Origin of the sequence: Burkholderia aenigmatica (genome assembly GCF_048627025.1) — a bacterium.
GTDB lineage: Bacteria > Pseudomonadota > Gammaproteobacteria > Burkholderiales > Burkholderiaceae > Burkholderia > Burkholderia aenigmatica.
Genome location: NZ_CP184469.1, coordinates 797,790 through 816,401, shown reverse-complemented (window position 1 = coordinate 816,401; position 18,612 = coordinate 797,790). Strand labels below are relative to the sequence as shown.

The 18,612-nt window shown below is 66.3% G+C and carries 17 protein-coding genes; 8 read left to right on the top strand and 9 right to left on the bottom strand.

All coding sequences use genetic code 11. From position 1 onward, the window contains the following. Nucleotides 1–106 precede the first annotated feature (106 nt). Both ACN8ZM_RS20790 and ACN8ZM_RS20785 read left to right on the top strand, forming a co-directional pair. Nucleotides 107–1,399, top strand: coding sequence for an NAD(P)/FAD-dependent oxidoreductase (locus ACN8ZM_RS20790; RefSeq protein WP_089452363.1), 1,293 nt, complete (start codon nt 107–109; stop codon nt 1,397–1,399). A 44-nt stretch (nt 1,400–1,443) separates the two neighbouring features. Continuing rightward, the gene (locus ACN8ZM_RS20785; protein WP_043179670.1) at nt 1,444–1,842 is read left to right on the top strand and encodes a DUF3331 domain-containing protein; all 399 of its coding nucleotides are present in this window, start codon (nt 1,444–1,446) and stop codon (nt 1,840–1,842) included. A gap of 29 nt (nt 1,843–1,871) precedes the next feature. Here ACN8ZM_RS20785 and ACN8ZM_RS20780 read toward each other — a convergent pair whose 3' ends face one another. Both ACN8ZM_RS20780 and ggt read right to left on the bottom strand, forming a co-directional pair. After that, a complete protein-coding gene (locus ACN8ZM_RS20780) occupies nt 1,872–3,200 on the bottom strand; it encodes a dicarboxylate/amino acid:cation symporter (protein WP_420212239.1) in 1,329 nt (442 codons plus the stop codon). Between the two features lie 225 nt (nt 3,201–3,425). Continuing rightward, the gene (gene ggt, locus ACN8ZM_RS20775; protein WP_301767960.1) at nt 3,426–5,177 is read right to left on the bottom strand and encodes a gamma-glutamyltransferase; all 1,752 of its coding nucleotides are present in this window, start codon (nt 5,175–5,177) and stop codon (nt 3,426–3,428) included. Nucleotides 5,178–5,540: 363 nt separating this feature from the next. Here ggt and ACN8ZM_RS20770 point away from each other — a divergent pair, with 363 nt between their 5' ends. Next, complete coding sequence (locus ACN8ZM_RS20770; RefSeq protein ID WP_420212238.1) at nt 5,541–6,419, top strand: MurR/RpiR family transcriptional regulator; 879 nt, start codon at nt 5,541–5,543, stop codon at nt 6,417–6,419. A 27-nt stretch (nt 6,420–6,446) separates the two neighbouring features. On the opposite strand, the gene ACN8ZM_RS20765 is transcribed toward ACN8ZM_RS20770, so the two are convergent. From ACN8ZM_RS20765 to ACN8ZM_RS20755, 3 genes are all read right to left on the bottom strand, one after another. Further along, nucleotides 6,447–7,793, bottom strand: a complete 1,347-nt coding sequence (locus tag ACN8ZM_RS20765; protein WP_043179726.1) for an AAA-associated domain-containing protein — start codon at nt 7,791–7,793, stop codon at nt 6,447–6,449. Nucleotides 7,794–7,804: 11 nt separating this feature from the next. Next, on the bottom strand, nt 7,805–9,556 hold the full coding sequence (locus tag ACN8ZM_RS20760) for an ABC transporter permease (protein WP_043179728.1): 1,752 nt from the start codon (nt 9,554–9,556) through the stop codon (nt 7,805–7,807). Between the two features lie 81 nt (nt 9,557–9,637). Continuing rightward, nucleotides 9,638–11,227 carry an inorganic phosphate transporter gene (locus ACN8ZM_RS20755; protein WP_043179730.1) on the bottom strand — a complete coding sequence of 530 codons (1,590 nt, stop codon included), beginning with the start codon at nt 11,225–11,227 and terminating at the stop codon, nt 9,638–9,640. A gap of 273 nt (nt 11,228–11,500) precedes the next feature. Between ACN8ZM_RS20755 and ACN8ZM_RS20750 the strand changes: the two genes are divergently transcribed. The 4 genes from ACN8ZM_RS20750 to ACN8ZM_RS20735 all read left to right on the top strand — a co-directional run bounded on the left by ACN8ZM_RS20750 (nt 11,501) and on the right by ACN8ZM_RS20735 (nt 14,696). Continuing rightward, entirely contained in the window at nt 11,501–12,445 is a 945-nt protein-coding gene (locus ACN8ZM_RS20750; RefSeq protein WP_043179734.1) for a metallophosphoesterase family protein, read from the top strand. Between the two features lie 25 nt (nt 12,446–12,470). Beyond that, nucleotides 12,471–12,803 carry a cupredoxin domain-containing protein gene (locus tag ACN8ZM_RS20745; protein WP_301767963.1) on the top strand — a complete coding sequence of 111 codons (333 nt, stop codon included), beginning with the start codon at nt 12,471–12,473 and terminating at the stop codon, nt 12,801–12,803. 92 nt (nt 12,804–12,895) lie between these two features. After that, a complete protein-coding gene (locus tag ACN8ZM_RS20740) occupies nt 12,896–13,357 on the top strand; it encodes a cupin domain-containing protein (protein ID WP_043179736.1) in 462 nt (153 codons plus the stop codon). 199 nt (nt 13,358–13,556) lie between these two features. Next, on the top strand, nt 13,557–14,696 hold the full coding sequence (locus tag ACN8ZM_RS20735) for a patatin-like phospholipase family protein (protein ID WP_089452357.1): 1,140 nt from the start codon (nt 13,557–13,559) through the stop codon (nt 14,694–14,696). A 137-nt stretch (nt 14,697–14,833) separates the two neighbouring features. Here the strand turns inward: ACN8ZM_RS20735 and ACN8ZM_RS20730 are convergent, their stop codons facing one another. The 3 genes from ACN8ZM_RS20730 to ACN8ZM_RS20720 form a co-directional block, all read right to left on the bottom strand. Continuing rightward, the gene (locus ACN8ZM_RS20730) at nt 14,834–15,997 is read right to left on the bottom strand and encodes an alpha/beta fold hydrolase (protein ID WP_420212237.1); all 1,164 of its coding nucleotides are present in this window, start codon (nt 15,995–15,997) and stop codon (nt 14,834–14,836) included. 116 nt (nt 15,998–16,113) lie between these two features. Then, nucleotides 16,114–16,794: an HAD family hydrolase gene (locus tag ACN8ZM_RS20725; RefSeq protein WP_420212236.1), complete on the bottom strand. Its 681-nt coding sequence runs from the start codon at nt 16,792–16,794 to the stop codon at nt 16,114–16,116. A gap of 81 nt (nt 16,795–16,875) precedes the next feature. Continuing rightward, entirely contained in the window at nt 16,876–17,187 is a 312-nt protein-coding gene (locus ACN8ZM_RS20720) for a winged helix-turn-helix transcriptional regulator (RefSeq protein ID WP_231937848.1), read from the bottom strand. Here ACN8ZM_RS20720 and ACN8ZM_RS20715 point away from each other — a divergent pair. Next, nucleotides 17,186–17,983, top strand: a complete 798-nt coding sequence (locus tag ACN8ZM_RS20715) for a carboxymuconolactone decarboxylase family protein (protein ID WP_420212235.1) — start codon at nt 17,186–17,188, stop codon at nt 17,981–17,983. The genes ACN8ZM_RS20720 and ACN8ZM_RS20715 overlap by 2 nt on opposite strands. A gap of 34 nt (nt 17,984–18,017) precedes the next feature. Here the strand turns inward: ACN8ZM_RS20715 and ACN8ZM_RS20710 are convergent, their stop codons facing one another. Next, on the bottom strand, nt 18,018–18,524 hold the full coding sequence (locus ACN8ZM_RS20710) for a winged helix-turn-helix transcriptional regulator (protein WP_043179746.1): 507 nt from the start codon (nt 18,522–18,524) through the stop codon (nt 18,018–18,020). Between the last annotated feature and the right edge of the window lie 88 nt (nt 18,525–18,612).

Sequence of the window (18,612 nt, the reverse complement as noted above, 5' to 3'; positions counted from 1 at the left end):
GCCCCGCTTGAGCGCCGCCGAAATAGGGTGACCTGCCCCACTCCGTTGACACGCGAAGCCGGGAAGCGCTAGGATCATACCTTATTCATCACGTGATGATTTATACATGACAACCCCTACACGCATCGTCATCGTCGGCGGCGGGATCGCCGGACTGCAGCTCGCCACCCGCCTGGGCGAGCGCCTCGGCCGGTCCGGGCGCGCGCAGGTCACCGTCGTCGACCGCAGCCCGACCCACATCTGGAAACCCATGCTGCACACGATCGCGGCCGGTACGCGCGACGTCCAGCAGCAGCAGGTGATCTTCCTCGCCCATGCACGCGACCACGGCTACACGTACCAGCCCGGCGAACTGAAGGGGCTCGATCGCGCACGCCGCCGCGTGCAGCTCGGCGAGATCCGCGCGCAGGACGGTGAGCTGATGCTCGACGCGCGCGAACTCGAATACGACGTGCTGATCCTCGCGCTCGGCAGCCAGGCCAACGATTTCGGCGTGCCGGGCGTGCGCGAGCACTGCTATTTCATCGACAGCCAGCAGCAGGCCGAGACCTTCAACGAAGCGTTGCGGATGCGCGTATTTCGCAGCGTCGCGCGCGACGAAGCACTGCGCGTCGCGATCGTCGGCGCGGGTGCGACCGGCGTGGAGCTCTCGGCGGAGCTGAGCCGGTTGCTGGAAGTGGGACAAGCGTATGGCGACGCGAGGGTGCGCGAGCGGCTGCAGCTCACGCTGCTCGAAAGCGGCCCGCGCATCCTCGCCGCGTTTCCGCCGAGGATTTCCGCGTCGGCGCAGCGGCGGCTCGAACAGATCGGCTTTCATGTGTTGACGTCGACGCGCGTCACGGCAGCCGACGCGAACGGCTTCCACTACGGCGACGGCTCGTTTGCGGAAGCGGACCTGATGGTCTGGGCGGCTGGCGTGAAGGCGCCCGATTTCATGCAGGCGCTCGACGGGCTCGACACGAATCGTGCGAACCAGCTCGTGGTCGGGCCGACGCTGCAGGCCACGGGCGACGAGCACGTGTTCGCGATCGGCGATTGCGCGAGCCTGTTGCCCGACGGCCACGAACGGCCGCTGCCGCCAACCGCGCAAGTCGCGACGCAGCAGGCCGAGCATCTCGCGAAGCACCTGCCTGCGTGGCTCGACGGCACGCCGATTCCGCCGTTCGCGTTCCACGATTTCGGCGCGCTCGTGTCGATCAGCGACTACGACGCGTTCGGCACGCTCGGGCAGTTCGGGTTCTTTCGCGGCGGCTTCATCCAGGGGCGCTTCGCGCAGTTCAGCCACCTGATGCTCTACCGGCGGCACCAGCAGGCGCTGCACGGCTTCCCCAAGGCGACCCTGCTGTGGATCGCCGAACGGATCAACGGCTGCGTACAGCCGCGCATCCGCCTGTCGTGATGCCGCACGTGGCGGTGTCGCGTAACGTTTAGAGGAAAACTGACATGAACAACCGTATAGCGCCCTGGCTCGTGACCGTCGCCGCGATCGGCAGCTTCGACATGCCGTCCGTCTCGTGGGGCGTGCCGCGGCGGCGCAGCGTCACGCGCGACCGGCTGCCGTCGTGGGACGCGACGAGCAAGCCGTCCATCAGCGTGCTCGAACGGCCCACGGCCGACACCGTGATGATTTCATGGTGCGACGCCTGCACGGGGCACTACGGTTACCAGAAGTGGCGGCTGTTCACCACGCGCAAGCGCGGCGTGTGCGCGCTGTCGGGGCAGCCGATCGAGATCGGCGACAGCGTCTTTGCGCCGCAATTGCTCGGCTCGACGCCGGGCAACGCCGCCGCGATGGTGCTGGCCGCGTGCATCGACGCGGCCCGCCCCGCCGAGGCGGCCTGAGGGCCGGGAATTCGGCCCGGGATTCCGCTTCAGGCAGTGGTGACGCGATCCATATCGCGGACCGCCTCGCTCATCCGCGCTTCGGCTTCCGCATCCAGCCGCGCCGCATTCGCTTCGGCTTCCGCTTCCGGCATCAGCTCGCCTTCCCATTTCGCGACCACCGCGCTGGCGATCGAGTTGCCCACCGCGTTCGTGGCCGAGCGGCCCATGTCGAGGAACGTATCGACGCCCAGAATCAGCAGCAGCCCCGCTTCCGGGATGTTGAACTGGTGCAGCGTCGCGGCGATCACGACGAGCGACGCACGCGGCACGCCGGCCATGCCTTTCGACGTCAGCATCAGAATCAGCAGCATCGTGACCTGCGTGCCGAGCGACAGGTGAATGCCGTATGCCTGCGCGATGAACAGCGACGCGAACGTGCAGTACATCATCGAGCCGTCGAGGTTGAACGAATAGCCCATCGGCATCACGAAGCTCGAGATCTTGCGGCGCACGCCGAACCGGTCGAGCGCATCGAGGATCTTCGGATACGCGGCTTCCGAGCTTGCGGTCGCGAACGACAGCATGAACGCTTCCTTGATCAGCACCAGCAGCTTGAACACGCGGCGGCCGAGGAACAGCAGTCCGGCGGCGACGAGCGTGCCCCACAGCAGGAACAGGCTCAGATAGAAGTCGCCCATGAACACCGCGAACTTCAGCAGGATCGACAGGCCGTTGATCGCGACGGTCGACGCCATCGCCGCCAGCACCGCGAGCGGCGCGAGCTTCATCACGTAGCCGGTGATCTTCAGCATCACGTGCGCGAGCTGGTCGATCGCCGCGACGAGGATCTTGCCGCGTTCGCCGAGCGACGCGAGCGCCACGCCGAAGAACATCGAGAACACGACGATCTGCAGGATCTCGTTGTTCGCCATCGCTTCGGCGATCGACTTCGGCACCATGTGACCGACGAAATCCTTCAGCGTGAACTTCGACGTCGCGAGATGCGCGGACGCACCGATATCCGGCAGCGGCAGCCCGAGGTTCTCGCCCGGGCGCAGCAGGTTCGCCATCAGCAGCCCGAGCAGCAGCGAGATCAGCGACGCGGTGACGAACCAGCCGAGCGCCTTCACGAACACGCGGCCCACCGACGACGCGTCGCCCATGTGCGCGATGCCGACGACCAGCGTCGAGAACACCAGCGGGCCGATCACCATCTTGATCAGTCGCAGGAACACGTCGGACACCAGCGAGATGTAGCCGGCGATCTCCGTCGCGGCCTGCTTGTCCGGCAGTTGCGTATAGATCATGTAGCCGATCAGGATGCCGGCCGCCATCGCGAGCAGGATCCAGCCTGCCGCGGACATTCGTTTGTTCATAACGGAATTCGATGCACGGGAAGATGTTGACGGATGAAAGGCGCGCATCCCGTGCCGTGCCAGGGGGCGCGCGTGGCAAGCCGGTCGTGCCCGGTGTGTCGGGCACGGGCGCCGGCGCCGGTCAGGCTCGCGGATGTCCGCGAACTGACGTGCTGCCGCCGCAACGGCATTCGCTCGGAGGCGAACGCCGGCGGCAGCGATTCAGCTTGATGCAATCCGATCAGGTCAGTAACCGATCGCCGAACCGGCCGGACGGCGCGGGTCGTTGTAGCCGTAGATGAAACCGACCCGCACGTTACCGGACACGGACGAATCGTTCCCGGAACTCTGGCGGCTCGCCGCTTCGGTACCCGGCAGGCCGACCATGATCAGCTCGGCGGCGCCCCACGGCGTCTGCTCGACCATCTTGTAGCCCATGTTGCGCAGGATCGCGAGCGTGTCGGGCGACAGTCCGTAGGTTTCGTAATAGACCTCGTCGGGCAGCCACTGGTGGTGGATGCGCGGCGCGGTGACCGCGTCCTGCGGCGTCATCCCGTAGTCGATCACGTTCAGCACCGTCTGCAGCGTGATCGTGATGATGCGCGAGCCGCCCGGCGAGCCGACCACCATGAACACCTTGCCGTCCTTCTTCACGATGGTCGGCGCCATCGACGACAGCGGACGCTTGCCCGGTGCGATCGAGTTGCGCGTGCCCTGCACGAGACCGAACAGGTTCTGCGCGCCGACCTTCACGGTGAAGTCGTCCATCTCGTCGTTCAGGAAGAAGCCCGTGCCCGGCGCGATGACCACGGCGCCGAAGCGACCGTTGACCGTGTAGGTCGTCGATACCGCGTTGCCGTCCTTGTCGATGATCGAGTAATGCGTCGTCTCCGGCTTCTCGTGCACGCCGACGCCCGGCTGCACGTCGACCGACGGCGTTGCCGTATCGGCATGGATGCTCTTGCGGATTTGCGCCGCGTAGTCCTTGCTCGTCAGCTTCGCGACCGGGTTGTCGATGAAGTTCGGGTCGCCGAGCAGCGTGTTGCGGTCTTCATACGCATGGCGCATCGCTTCGGTCATGTAGTGAACCGCCGCGGCCGAATGGTAGCCAAGCTTGCGCATGTCGTACCCTTCGAGGATGTTCAGCGTCTCGCACATCGTCACGCCGCCCGAGCTCGGCGGCGGAGCCGACACGAACTCGTAGCCGCGATACGTGCACGTCAGCGGCGCCATGTCCTGCGCGCGGTACGACGCGAAATCGGCTGCCGTGATCAGGCCGCCGCCCTTCCTGGCCGCGGCCTCGACGATCTTCGGGATCTCGCCGTGATAGAACGCGTCGGGGCCCTGCTCCGCGATGCGCTCGAGCGTGCGGGCCAGGTCCTTCTGCACCAGGCGATCGCCCGGCTGCAGCGGCGAGCCGTCCGGTCGCAGGAAGATGCGGGCCGCATCCGGGTCCGTCTTGAAGCGGTCGATCGTCGTATCGAGGATGTCCGTATCGGCGCGCGTCAGCACGAAGCCGTCGCGCGCGAGCCGGATTGCCGGCGCCATCACCTGCTTGCGCGTCAGCTTGCCGTACTTGCGCTGCGCGAGATCGAGGCCGGCGACCGTGCCCGGCACGCCGACGGCGCGATAGCCGTACAGGCTGTCGTCCTGAATGACGTTGCCCTTCGCGTCGAGATACATGTTCGCCGATGCCGCGGCCGGCGCCGTCTCGCGGAAATTGATGAAGCGGTCGCGGCCGTCGGCCAGGTGCACGGTCATGAAGCCGCCGCCGCCGATGTTGCCGCAGCACGGGTTGGTCACGGCCTGCGCATAGCCGACTGCTACCGCGGCGTCCACCGCGTTGCCGCCTTCCTTCAGGATGTCGACGCCGATTTGCGACGCGAAATGCTGCGAGGACACGACCATGCCGTTCTTCGCTTCAACCGCGGGGTCCGAAGCGGCGAACGTGCACACGCTCATGGCCGACAACAGGGTGAGTACTACGAGCCGCCTCATGACGGGATCCTCCAGACAAAAAAACCGGGCCAGGCCGGGATGCGCCGCCGCGTGATCGCGTGCCGACGCTGCCAGTTCGACATGTAATAAACAATACATCCCGGCGAGGCCGCGATCATAGCACTCGTCTTTTTGCGCTAAAACCTAGGGTAATCACTGAATATATGGCGATTGTTCCCGGGGGCGGATTTCGATGTATGTTTGTTTTATTACATGGACCGACGCACCAGGCAATCGAATGATGCGTCCCTCTAATTTCGAGCCGCAGGCGGCCTGCCGCACGTCGATCGGCTAACATGCATGGAGTCGCCGGCAGACACCCGTCTGCCGTTTGTCATTCAGATCAGAAAGCTGGAGTGCCCGATGGGGACGAGCATCAGGGCGTTGCTGTTATCCCAGATGGATAGCTTCACGCCGTCGGAACAGAAGGTCGCGCAGGCGTTGCTGGATCGTTATCCCAGTCTCGGGCTCGGACCCATCGCCCAGTTTGCGAAGCAGGCGGAAGTCAGCGACCCGACCGTGTTCCGCTTCGTCGTCCGGATCGGGTTTCCCAACTACTCGTCGTTCCAGCAGGCGCTGTACGGCGAGATCGACACCGCGATGAATTCGCCGCTCGCACGGATGGATGCGTTCCACTCGGAAACGGGCATGCGCGACAGCCATGCGGCGATTTTCCAGCGGCTGTCCGAGTCGCTCGCGACCACGATCGACGGGCTCGATGCGGCCGCATTCGACGCAGCCGTGGCGCTGCTGGCCGATCCGGATGTGCGCGTCTTTTGCGGCGGCGGGCGTTACACGGCACCGCTCGCGTCGCTGTTTTCGTTCACGCTCGCGTACGCGCGGCCACATGTTCAGTATATCGAACCGAATGTGAATCTCGCGTCGGTCGCGTTGGCGGACATGGGGCCCGGCGACGTGCTCGTCATTTTCGATTTTCGCCGCTATCAACGGGACAGCATCCGGTTCGCGCAGGCTGCGCATCGGCTCGATACGCGCGTGCTGCTGATCACGGACGAATGGCACTCGCCTATCGGCGAATTCGCGGAGATCGTGCTGCGTATCCGGGGGCAGCCGTTCGCGATGCTACAGACCAACGTGCCGGCGCTCGCGCTCGCTGAAGCACTCGTGATCGGCGTGACGAACCAGTTGCCGGAACTGGCGCGGCAGCGGATGGAGAAGATCGAGCATCTGAATTCCGGGGGGAGCGAGCCGGATATCAGTCAGCGGGATTTGCCCGAATGACGATAGCTCGCCATTCGGGCGCAGGCTTCAGCTCTCGACATCCTCAAGACTGAACACCTCGGTCTTGTCGTTATACGAGAACACTTCCCCGTAACGGCCCCAGTCGATCACCGCGTCGAGCGTTTCCTCTGCCGCTTCGTCGGACAGGAAATCCTCCAGTTCCTGCTCGAAGCGCACGCGCGGCGCACGATGGCCCGGACGTTCGTTCAGCACCTTGCGGATCCGCGCGGCCAGCGGCACGTGCTTCAACAGGTGATCCGCGAACATCAGCTTGCGCTCCTGCGTGCCGAATTCCGCGAACACGCGCGCGGGCGGCGTGAGGAACACGTCGCCTTCCCGCACGTCCGCGAAACCGAGGTACTGCAGCACTTCGGCGATCGGGAACAGTTCGTCGACTTCCAGATGCAGCGTGCGCGCGATTTCCGGCATGTCCGCGCGGCCGTGGTACGGCGCCATCGCGAGCGTCTCGATCAGGCCGGACATCAGGTTGGTCGACACACGCGGCAGCCAGCTGCCGAGCTCGAGCCCCTTCTTCGTCGCCTCGTTGGTCGCACGCGCCGTCATCTTCGCGTAGATGTCGTCGACGAGCTTGCGGAAATCGGTGTCGAGTCGATTGCGCGGATGCTTGAACGGCACCTTGATCTCGGCGATCACGCGGCCCGGGTTCGACGACAGCACGAGGATCCGGTCGCACATGAACACGGCTTCCTCGATGTTGTGCGTAACGATCAGCACCGACTTGATCGGCATCCGACCCTGCGTCCACAGGTCAAGCAGGTCGGTACGCAGCGTCTCGGCGGTCAGCACGTCGAGCGCCGAGAACGGCTCGTCCATCAGCAGGATCGTCGGATCGACGACGAGCGCGCGCGCAAAGCCCACACGCTGGCGCATGCCGCCCGACAGCTCGCGCGGATACGCGTTCTCGAAACCGTCGAGACCGATCAGGTCGATCGCGGCCAGCGCACGCTCGCGCCGCTGGCGTGCGTCGACACCGAGCGCCTCGAGGCCGGCTTCCACGTTCTGCAGCACGGTGAGCCACGGGAACAGCGCGAAGGTCTGGAACACCATCGCAACACCTTCGGCCGGACCGTCCAGCGGCTTGCCGAGATAGGACACCTCGCCGCCGGTCGGCTCGATCAGGCCGGCGATGATCCGCAGCAGCGTCGACTTGCCCGAGCCGGAACGGCCGAGCAGCCCGACGATCTCGCCTTCGCGCAGCGACAGGTTCGCATCGTCGAGCACCAGCAGCTCGCCTTGCGACTTGTTGAAACCGCGGCTGACGTGCTCGACGCGCAGGATTTCGTCGCCAAGACGCGGCGGCTGGGCCGCCTGGTTCGTCTGGACGGGGGCATTCATGACATTCGGATTTTGCATCGCGCTTACTCTCAATCGAGACGGAGCCGGGCTTCCGCATAGGCGTACATCGGACGCCACAGCAGACGGTTGAACAGGGTAACGAACAGGGACATCACGGCGATGCCCAGGATGATCTTCGGGAAATCGCCGGCGGCAGTCGTTTGCGCGATGTATGCGCCGAGGCCGTGCGCGACGACCTTCGTATCGCCCCACTGCACGAACTCGGACACGATGCTCGCGTTCCACGCGCCGCCCGATGCAGTGATCGCACCGGTCACGTAGTACGGGAAGATGCCCGGCAGGATCGCCTGCCGCCACCACTGCTTGCCGCGGATATGGAAGTTCTTCGTCACTTCCTTGTAGTCGTTCGGATAGGACATCGCCCCGGCGATCACGTTGAACAGGATGTACCACTGCGTACCGAGCACGATCAGCGGCGACAGCCAGATGTCCGCATTCAGGTGAAAGCGGACGATCACGATCACGAACACCGGGAACAGCAGGTTCGCCGGGAAGGCAGCGAGGAACTGCGCAAGCGGCTGGATCTTCTCGGCCAGCGCCGGGCGCAGCCCGATCCACACGCCGAGCGGCACCCAGATCACCGATGCGATCAGGATCAGCAGCAGCACGCGCAGCAGCGTGATGAGGCCAAGCACCAGCACGTGCCCGACTTCGGCCATCGTCACGCCGGTCGACACGAAGGTAACGACGCGCCACACCACATACACCGTCAACAGGATGACCAGCACGCCCCAGACGATGTCCCCGATTCGCGACGACCGGCGGCGCGATGCGCCGCGCGCACCGGTGCCCTTGAACGACGGCAGGCGCAACGGAATCCGCGCGGCCTGCGACAGCAGCCAGCCGGCCGGCACGAGCAACTGGTGGATCAGGTGCGTGCGACGCATCATGTCGAGCAGCCAGGACTGCGGCGCGTCGCCCGATGCGGTGTTCTCCATCCGGAACTTGTCGGCCCACGCGACGAGCGGGCGGAACAGCAACTGGTCGTACGCGAGGATCACGACCGTCATCGCGACGATCACCCAGCCGACCGCGCCGAGGTTCTTGTCCGAAATCGCCTGTGCGAGATACGCGCCGATCCCCGGCAACGTGATGGTCTGGTTGCCGACCGTGATGGCCTCCGACGCGACGACGAAGAACCAGCCGCCCGACATCGACATCATCATGTTCCAGATCAGCCCCGGCATCGAGAACGGTACCTCGAGCTTCCAGAAGCGCTGCCAGGCCGTCAGGTGAAAGCCGCGCGACACTTCATGCAGATCGCGCGGCACCGTGCGCAGCGACTGGTAGAAGCTGAACGTCATGTTCCACGCCTGGCTCGTGAAGATCGCGAAGATCGCCGCGAGCTCCGCGCCGAGCACGCGGCCCGGGAACAGCGCGATGAAGAACGTGACGGTGAACGAGATGTAGCCGAGCACCGGCACCGACTGCAGGATGTCGAGGATCGGGATCAGCACCATGCCCGCGCGGCGGCTCTTCGCGGCGAGCGTGCCGTAGACGAGCGTGAACACGAGCGACGCGACCATCGCGGCGAGCATCCGCAGCGTGGTGCGCAGCGCGTATTCGGGCAGGTTGGAAGGATCGAGCGAGATCTTCTGGGTCTGCAGCACGCCGATCGGCGCCATCGTCTGGTGAAAGCCGATGATCGTCATCGCGAGCAGGCAGATGATCAGCGGAAACGCGACGGCATCCCAGCGGTTGGGTAGCACGCGCCACGCCGAGGCGTTCGCGGTGCGGTTCGGATCGAAACTGATATCCATCGGTAGCGTCTTGTGTTGAATTGAAAATCGATGGGACCGGCCGCGCGTCGCGCGGCCGGACGTCGCGCCCCCCGGCGCGGGTCAGAACAGTCCGTGCAGCGCCCAGTACAGGACGGCCGACAGGGCAATCGACGCGGGCAGCGTCAGCACCCATGCGAGCACGAGGTTGCGCACGGTATCCCAGCGCAGGCCCGAGCCGCTCGCCGTCATCGTGCCGGCCACGCCCGACGCGAGCACGTGCGTCGTCGACACCGGCAGCCCGTATGCGTCGGCCATCCCGATCGTCAGCATCGCAACGGCCTCGGCCGATGCGCCCTGCCCGTACGTCAGGTGCGACTTGCCGATCTTCTCGCCGACCGTCACGACGATCCGCTTCCAGCCGACCATCGTGCCGAGGCCGAGCGCGATCGCGACCGCGACCTTCACCCAGGTCGGGATGAATTTCGTCGCGCGGTCCATCTGCTTCTTGAACGCTTCGAGCGCGCTCGCGTCCTCGACCGAGAACGCCGGCGTCTTCGCCTTCTCCATCAGCCGGATCGCCTCGGACGCGACATACATGTTGTTGCGCACGTTGTCGACGAGGTTCTGCGGCACGCTCGAGATGCCGCCGGCCTGCGCGACCTGGTCGGCGATCGTGTCGGTGAGCTTGCCCAATGCCGGGATCGTCGCGGGCGACAGCTTGTGCGTGCGCACGTACGCCTCGACGTCGGCGCGCGGGTCGGACGACTGCGCGACCGGATCCGCGTACTTGACGAGCGTCGTCGACGCGTGACGCGCGACCGCGACGAACGTGCTCGTCTGGTCGGGCGTCACGGCCTTGTTCAGCGCGTAGGCGGTCGGCATCACGCCGATCAGGATCAGCATGATCAGCCCCATGCCCTTCTGCCCGTCGTTCGAACCGTGCGCGAACGACACGCCCGTGCAGGTGAGGATCAGCAGCAGGCGGATCCAGAACGGCGGCGGCTTGTTGCCCTTCGGCTCCTGGTACAGCGCCGGCACGCGCACGAGCGCCTTCAACAGCAGCAGCACGAGCGCGGACAGCACGAAGCCGATCAGCGGCGAAAACAGCAGCGCCTTGCCGACGCCGAGCGCCTGGTTCCAGTCGACACCGCTCGTGCCCGACGGGCCGCTGACGATCTGGTTCATCAGCCCGACGCCGATGATCGAGCCGACGAGCGTGTGCGAACTCGACGACGGCAGCCCGAAATACCAGGTCGCGAGGTTCCACGTGACGGCCGCGATCAGCAGCGAGAACACCATCGCGAACCCCGAGCCGCTGCCCACCTGCAGGATCAGCTCGACCGGCAGCAACTGCAGGATGCCGAACGCGACGGCGCCGCTCGACACGAGCACGCCGCACAGGTTCCAGAGGCCCGACCAGACGACCGCCAGGTGCGGGTCGAGCGAATGGGTATAGATGACGGTCGCGACCGCGTTCGCGGTGTCGTGGAAGCCGTTGACGAATTCGAAGCCGAGCGCGATCAGCAGCGCGACGATCAGCAGCAGGAACGGGAGGACCGAGCTTTCCTTGACGGGACTGAGGTCGGCGCTGAGATGAACACCGACATAGACGATGCCGCAGGCAATGATCAGAAAAAACAGCGCGAGGCTGATGGTGCGCGTGCGGTTGCTGACCGCACCGCTGGTTTCCGTTGCCGCGAGATTCGGCATGAAGGGGCTCCGGAGAGGTGACTCGGAGTGGCAGGCTATCGATCGGTCGTGACGCAAATGTGACGTGTCACTTACAAGACATTGACAAGCCATCCGTCAGGAATCGCGTCGCGCCGCGCAAGCCGCAAACACGGGTGGTCGACCTTGTAACGCATGGGAATAAATCCCCGCTCGGGAATAAATCCGCCGCTTCGCCGGTATGGCACGCGAAGGCGCCGGTTTCTTCCAGGACGATTCGGCCGTCCGGTTTCGTCACACGAATGCGAGGCTCACATGTCTTCATCGACCCCCACCAACCCGTCGCGACGCAAGGCCCTGCAGTGCATGGCCTTCGGCGGCCTCGGCACGCTGTTTACACTGTCGGGCGGCGTCCTGACGCCGTTCGACCTTGCGCTCGCGCAGACCGGCGACACGCTCCCGGCCAACGCGGGCCGCCCGCTGTTCGTGCAGATCAGCGACACGCACATCGGCTTCAACAAGGACGCGAATCCCGACGTGTCGGCCACGCTGAAGCAGACGATCGACCTCGTCAACGGCATGCCGGCGATGCCCGCGCTGGCCATCCATACCGGTGACATCACGCACCTGTCCAAGCCCGAGGAGTTCGACCACGCGTCGCAACTGCTGTCCGCGCTGCGCGTACCGGAACTGCATACGGTGCCCGGCGAGCACGACGTCACCGACGGTTCCGGCGCCGAATATTTCGGCCGGTTCGGCAAGGCGTCGGACAACCGCGGGTATTACAGCTTCGATCACGCGGGCGTGCACTTCATCGGCCTCGTCAACGTGATGCATTTCAAGCCGAACGGGCTCGGCAGCTTCGGCGACGACCAGCTCGCGTGGCTCGCGCAGGATCTCAAGGGCCGCTCGTCGAGCACGCCGATCGTCGTGTTCTCGCACATGCCGATGTGGACCATCTACGAGCCGTGGGGCTGGGGCACCGGCGACGCACCGCAGACGATGGCGCTGCTGCGCCGCTTCGGCTCAGTCACCGTGCTGAACGGGCACATCCACCAGATCGTGTCGAAGGTCGAGGGCAACGTGACGTTCCACACCGCGCGCTCCACCGCGTTCCCGCAGCCGACGGCCGGCAACGGCCCGGGCCCCGTGCCGCTCACCGTGCCGCGCGACCGGCTGCCGTCGATGCTCGGCGTGACAACCGTCGAATTCGCGGGCCATCCGGTCGCATCGTCGCTGCACGATGCGACGCTGGCGTGACGCACCGAACCGCAAGGAGACCGACATGACCCGCTTCAAGCCAATCAGCGTCGTCGCGGCGCTGATCCTGTGCGCCGCCGCCCCGCTTTCCGCACTCGCACAGGGCCCGGACGGCACGCTCGTGACGATCCGCAATTTCATGTTTTCGCCGATGTCGACCACGATCAAGGCCGGCACGACGATCACGTGGAAGAACCTCGACGCGGAGCCGCACACCGTCGTCAACGACGCCGGCATCTTTCATTCGAAGGCGCTCGACCAGGACGAGACGTACTCGTTCCGCTTCGACAAGCCGGGCGTCTACAAGGTGTTCTGCGGGATTCACCCGTTCATGAAGGAGACCATCACGGTCGAATGACGCGGCGCACCGCGACACGCGCGGACGAATGGCGGGCGCCGCCGCCTACAATGCCCCCATCCCATTCGCCCGCGTGGCCGACGGAGCCGCCCATGCCCAGGATCGACCTCAGCACCGTGCCCGAACGCCGCGGCAGCGGCTATCCGCGGCCGTTCGACGCGCCGTGCGCGCAGCGCATCCGCCAGCGCGTCGGCGACGCCGGCGGGCTGCGCGATTTCGGCGTCAACCTGATGCGCGTACCGCCGGGCGGCTGGTCGAGCCAGCGCCACTGGCATTCCGATGAAGACGAATTCGTCTACGTGCTCGCAGGCGAACTCGTGATGATCGAGAACGACGGCGAAACCGTGCTGCGCGCCGGCGACTGCGCGGCGTTTCCGAAAGGCTCGGGCAACGGCCATCACCTGGTCAACCGGTCGGATACGGTCGCCGTCTATCTCGAGGTCGGCTCGCGCTCGCCGGACGACGTGATCACCTGCCCGGACATCGACATGATGAGCCCGAGCCGCGACGGCCGGTTCCTGCACAAGGACGGCACGCCGTACCCGGACGCGTGACGCCGGCGGTCGCCCGGCCCAAAGCGGCGCGAGCTGCCGCATGCAAGCGCACCACGGCTAACGCACTTGAGGGTCGGAAGCGGCAGGCAAAGCAGACGCAGCGGCCCGTTGCACTTGGGGGCGGTCCCCCGCCGTCGATCGCCTAAACTGAATCGAACCGTTCGGATCCGACCCACCGTCACACGCAGCGAGGCCAGCCATGACCGCGAGCCAGCCGGCACGCATGGATCTCCCCGGGCAAGTCGTGCTCGTGCTCCAGGGCGGCGGCGCACTGGGCGCGTTCCAGCTCGGCGTCTTTCAGGCGATGGACGAAGCCGGTATCCGGCCCGACTGGGTGGTCGGGACGTCGATCGGCGCGATCAACGCGGCGCTGATCGCCGGAAACCCGCCGGAGCAGCGTTACGACAAGCTGTCGGCGTTCTGGCGCCGCGTGACCGAACGGACCCGTTTCGACGCCGCGCCGCTGCTGCCCGGCTGGGACCGGACGCTGGCCGAGCTGATGATCATCGGCGGCGGCATCGCGGGCTTCTTCCAGCCCAATCCGGCATCGTGGCTCGGGCCGATGGCCCGCCTCGGCGTCGATCGCGCATCGTATTACCGGATCGCGCCGCTGCGCGACACGCTCGCGTCGCTGATCGATCCCGACCTGCTGAACGCGGGCCACCCGCGCCTGACCGTCAGCGCGGTCAATGCGTGCACGGGCACGATGCGTTATTTCGATTCGCGCGATACGCGGCTCGGGATCGAGCACATCATGAGCTCGGGCGCGCTGCCGCCCGCGTTCCCGGCGATCCGGATCGACGGCGAACCGTACTGGGACGGCGGCGTGTATTCGAACACGCCGGTCGAGGTCGTGCTCGACGACAACCCGCGCCGCAGCTCGATCATCTTCTCCGTCCAGATGTGGAATCCGGCCGGCCCCGAGCCCGAGAGCATCTGGCAGGTGTCGGAGCGGCAGAAGGATATCCAGTATGCGAGCCGCACCGACAGCCACATTGCGCGCCAGCAGCAGATCCACCGGCTGCGCCACGTGATCCGCGAACTGGCCCGGCACGTGCCGGAAGCCGAACGCGCGTCGCCGGCCGTGCGCCGGCTCGCCGCGTGGGGATGCGAAACCACGATGCACCTGGTCAAGCTCGCGGCGCCGCGGCTCGCCGGCGACAATCAGCTGAAAGACATCGATTTCACGCCGGACGGCATCGCGGCCCGCCGGCAGGCCGGCTACGAGGCCGCGCAACGGGCCATCGCGGCACGTCCGTGGGACACGCCGACGGACCCGACGGAAGGCCTGACGGTATTCGATGCAAGCGCGCCGCCCGGCACGGAAAAAACGGCATGACGCGCGGCGCGGCAATCGCGCGCCGATCGCGATCGGCCTGAACGCGGGCGTGGCCGACAGGGAAACGCATCGATCCGGCCGGTTCGTGGATCGTTCCGATCGGTCGATGCCGGCCGGCGCGGATCTCCCGCCCCCGCTTACGGCAACGCCGCGCGCACGCCCGGCGCGGTGCCGGTGACGACCGGACACGATGACGGCAATGTCTGGTCGAACAGCACGGCCAGCCCGCAGGCGGACGTGAACATGCCGAGATTGTCGTGCCCGACGCCCGGTACTTCGACGACCTGCTGGGCGAGATCGGCCGGGTGCCGCTTCTTCAGGTAGTCGAAATACGCGAGCCCCCGCGCGAGACGGTACGGGCCTTGCGCCATGGCCGCGCACGAACGGTCGATGAAATGCGTGTACGGGTTCGTGTCGGCCTGGCCGAGCAGGTACACGACACGACGTGCGACGTAGCGCGCTTCGAGCGCGCGCACGTCCTGCGATGCGACATAGGGCGGTGCCGACTTCAACCCGTATTTCCATTGCGTCGCACTCGGGCAGGTTCCGCCTGCGATCGCCTGGCCGTCCGGCCGTGCGTCGTCGAAATACAGGTAGCTCGACGGGTTCGCGACCACATAGCGCACGGCGATGCCGGCGCGCTCCAGCGCATCGCCTTCGTGCCCGGCCACCGCATAGCGCTGCAGCAACTGCGCGCCGGCGGAATGGCCGATCACGACCACGCTCGACAACGCGGGATACAGGCTGCGGTCGCCGAAATGCGCGAGCAATGCGTCGAGCGCGGCGAACGAACTGACCGGCTCCGGCTGACGGGCCGCGTCGCCGCCCTTCCATCCTTCCTGCGTCCACGCGAGCGTCTGCGCGGGCAACGAAAACGCGCGCGTATCGGCACGCGTCAGGAACTGCGGCGCGACGACCATCGTGCCCTTGCCAAGCGCACCGGCTTGCTCGACGACCTTGAGCCCCGACGCGTAATACGCGTCGGCATTGCGCAGCGTGCCGTGAATCACGACGAAGACGCGTGTGACATCGGGCGCGGCCTGGTCGAGCGGACGATCCGCGTAGACGGGCAGCACCGCGCTGCCCTGTGGCGTATTGACGGCCACGCGCTGGCCGGCGACGGCCTTGACCGGCGCATCGAGGCGTTCGCGCTGCGTGGCGGCTTCGGCCGGACGCGCGCCGCCCGGCACGCCGAGCACCGCACCGGCGATCGAGAGCGATATGGCGTATGACAGCGTTCGGGCGGCCTGCAGCACGCGCGCGAACCGGAGGCTGGCGAAGGCGACGGAAATGAGTGACATGGCACGGATCGGGTGGCGGGTATGACTTTAACGGCGATGGTCGCAGAATCCGTCGCGCGCTGCCGGACTGTTGCCGAAAGCGGTTCAGCCGGCCGGGATCGCGGCGCGGTCGCGCGTCAGCCCGATGCTTCGGACGGATCGCGCTGCATCCGCTGCACGATCGCGTCCAGTTCGCCGATATGCGTGGCCACCGCCTGCTTGCCCGCGCGTGCCCATCCGTCGAACGACGTCATCCCGGTCACCGCGCCGACGAACGCCACGCCGGCACGCTCGGCCGCCTGCGCGTCCACCGCGTGGTCGCCCACGTAGATTGCCGAGCGGGCCGGCACGCCCAGCCGCGCCAGCGCCAGCACGAGCCCTTCGGGATCGGGCTTGTGACGCTGCACGTCTTCCCCGCCGATCAGCACGTCGACGAGCGCTTGCAATTCGTTCAGCGCAAGGATCGCCTCGATCCGGTAGCGAAACTTCGACGATACGATCGCGACCGCGAGGCCCTGCTCGCGCAGACGCGCGAGCAGCGATGGAACCTCGGGATAGATGCGCGTGCCGTGCACCATGATCTCGTCGGCCCGCGCCACGAAGTGACGTGCGAACGCGTCAGCCCGCGCCGGCTCGGTTTCCCCCGTGAGCGAGCAAAACATCTCGTGCAGCGGCAGCCCGATCACGGCACTGATCTGCGCCGGCGTCGCGCCGGCGGCATCCAGCCGATGCAACGCGTACTCCGTGCACGCGATGATCGCGGCGGACGAATCCGCCAGCGTCAAATCGAAATCGAAAAGAACGGCCCGAACAGACATGAAAGGACTCCGCAAAATATTGGCTCGTGCGCGATGCGCGAACCGGCATGACATGGCGATGCAAACCCGCGCGTCGATCGATCAGCGTTCCTGACCGGATTGCTCGCGATCGGCCGCGTCGAACCCGTCGGGGTCGCGCTTTGCCCATTGTTTTGCCCACCCCAGCAACGGCTGCAACGCCGCCTCGAGCCGCCGGCCTTCGGCGGTCATGCAGTAGCCGCCCTCGCCATGCTCGACGAGGCCCGACGCCTTGAGCTCCGCCAGCCGCGTATTGAGCAGGCGTGCGTTCGTTTCGCAGGCTTCCTGCAGCGCACGGAAGGTGAGCGGCTCGCCGCGCAGCTCCCACAGGATGCGCAGCGTGGTGCGCCGCCCGAGCAGATCCAGCACGACCATGATGGGTCGTCCCGTCTTCGATCCGCGAACGCGTTGTCCGATTTTGGGTGTCGTCATGCTGTACTTTTTAAAGCAAACGCCGCGTGACGTCAACGAATCGATGCAATGTCGGACGCATGCGGCATCGCATGATGCCGATGCTTTCTTCCTTCCTCATGCTTTACTTTTTAAAGCACGCCACCTACGCTACCTGCTCAGCCATCGGCGAATGCGAGCGTTCACACGCACCCGCCACGAGCACGAAGGAGTTCACATGACTCAGCGTATCGCATGCGCAGTGCCGCCGTTCGCCCCCGACATCGCCGCGTCGATCGACCGGATCATGCGGGGCCGCCCGCCGTTGCGCCTCTTCACCACGTTGGCGCGGGACACTCGCCTGTTCACGAAGTTCTTCGCCGCCGGGCTGCTGGACCAAGGCCACCTCGACATCCGGCAACGCGAAATCGTCATCGACCGCACAACGGCGCTGTGCCGTTCCGAATACGAATGGGGGGTGCATGTTTCCGTGTTTTCGCCGGCCGCGGGGCTGACCAGCGAACAGCTTCGCTCGCTGGCCCGAGGCTCGGCCGACGACGCATGCTGGAGCGATGCGGACCGGTTGCTGATCCGGCTGTGCGACACGCTGCATCGGCATTGCGACATCGACGACGAGCTGTGGCACGCGCTGCGCCCGCATTTCAGCGACGAGGCGCTGCTCGAACTGCTGATGCTCGCGGGCTTCTACCGGACCGTCAGCTACCTCACGAACGGGCTGCGCCTGCCGCCGGAAGCCGGCGCCGCGCGATTTCCGGCATGAGCCGTGAACCGGCAGCGCGACGGCGATGTGCGCGTCACGATTCGCCGCGCCGCGCGCGCGTCTTCTCGAGCCGCCAGTGCATGATCTCGTCCGCGCCGGGCCCCGCCTCCACGCGCAGGTCCGGCAGGTCGATCGGGCTACCCGTCTCGACATCGACCAACGCCAGCCGCACCGCATGCCCCGAACGCGCCTCCATGAAACGGAGCGGCGGCGCCTTCGATTCCGCCTGCCCCCACGCATCGCCGACCTGCGCGAGCGCCATCAGCACGATGCCGATGTCGCGGCCGCGCGGCGTCAGATGGTATTCGTACCGGTCGGGGCGCGACTGATACAACCGGCGCTCGATCAACCCCCTGCCTTCGAGCGCCTTCAGCCGATCCGACAGCGTCGCATGGGTCACGCCCGTGGACTGGCGCAGATCGTCGTAACGCGCCAGCCCGAACGCCAGATCGCGCACGATCAGCGTGCTCCATCGATCGCCGAGCGCATCGAGCACGCTGGCGATCGAGCAGGTCATGCCGTCAAAACTCTTGGATTTCATCGTAAATCACCTTTCCTGACTTCGATGCGCAGCCCATGCCGGGGCGCGCACGGCGGTAATCGTATCGCATCCGGCAACGCTTGACGGC